Genomic DNA, 1,161 nt, shown 5'->3' with positions numbered 1-1,161 from the left:
TACTGATCTTTTCGTAAGTTCGGTGGGTGTGGTGGGCTTGTCGATGGGAGGCTGTCGGCGTGGCTTACCAACCTTCTCCTTCGGTTGCCGGCTCCTCCCTTCCTCCTTTGTCTCGACCTCAGTTGGCGGAGGCGCGTCGTGTTCGGGCAGTCGAGTTGTTCGAGGACGGCGTCTCGAATGCGGAGATCGCGGGGGCGGTGGGGGTGTGCGCCGAGAGTGTGCGGCGTTGGCGGCGGGTGTGGGAGCAAGGCGGTACTTCGGCCCTGCGGCGACGGGCAGCCACCGGACGCCCGCCCAAGCTGGACGACACCCAGGTCGAGATGGTCCGGACCGCGTTGGAGCAAGGTGCCCAGGCCCATGGTTTCGAGGCCGACCTGTGGACCCTGGAACGAGTCGGCGCGGTCGTCACCCGGACAACAGGAGTGGTGTTGTCGAGGGCGTCGGTATGGCGGCTGCTGACCGGCCGGCTCGGATGGAGCCTGCAACGGCCCGAGCGGCGGGCGGTCGAGCGGGACGAATCGGAGATCGCCCGCTGGATCGCGCACGAGTGGCCGCGCATCAAAAAGGGGCCGTGAACACACGTGCCTGGATCGTCTTCCTCGACGAATCAGGCGTCTCCCTGCTCCCTCAGATCCGCCGCACCTACTCGCCCCGAGGGCGGACTCCGCTCCTGCGGCACCGCCTGAACTGGAAGCGTGCGTCGATGGCCGGGGCCTTGGGCTACCACTCCACCGACCCCGATCGCGGGGCCCGCCTGTGCTTCCACCTCAAGCCCGGCAGCTACGACACCGCCGGACTCATCGAGGTCCTGGAGCAGATGAAGGTGTTCTACCGCGGCGAGCGAGTGGTCCTGGTCTGGGACGGCCTGTCGGCCCACTGGAGCCGGGCGATGCGGGCCTGGGTCGCCGAACAGGAGTGGCTCACCCTGGAACGATTACCCGCCTACGCTCCCGAGCTGAACCCGGTGGAACTGCTGTGGTCCTCACTCAAGAAGCGTGAACTCGCCAACCTCGCCGGCGACCACCTCGCCGATGTCGCCGACGCCACCGAGCAAGGCATCCACCGCATCAACGCCAACCCCCGACTTCCATGGTCATTCCTCGCCCATATCGGCCTGACCATCCACCCACCACACCAACCGAACTTACGAAAAGATCAGTA

Annotated in this window: 2 protein-coding genes; both read left to right on the top strand. The window is 66.5% G+C overall.

Annotated features, from left to right (window positions below):
• The first annotated feature begins 26 nt into the window (after positions 1-26).
• On the top strand, positions 27-575 hold the full coding sequence (locus ACFY01_RS46760) for a winged helix-turn-helix domain-containing protein (RefSeq protein ID WP_390741885.1): 549 nt from the start codon (positions 27-29) through the stop codon (positions 573-575).
• A partial coding sequence (locus ACFY01_RS46755) for a transposase (protein ID WP_390741884.1) occupies positions 572-1,161 on the top strand: 590 nt, incomplete at its 3' end. The genes ACFY01_RS46760 and ACFY01_RS46755, both read left to right, overlap by 4 nt.

The sequence above is a fragment of the Streptomyces sp. NPDC001480 genome (assembly GCF_042894725.1).
Classification (GTDB): domain Bacteria; phylum Actinomycetota; class Actinomycetes; order Streptomycetales; family Streptomycetaceae; genus Streptomyces.
Note: the sequence above shows the minus strand (reverse complement) of the source record. Positions and strands in the feature narration are given on the sequence as shown.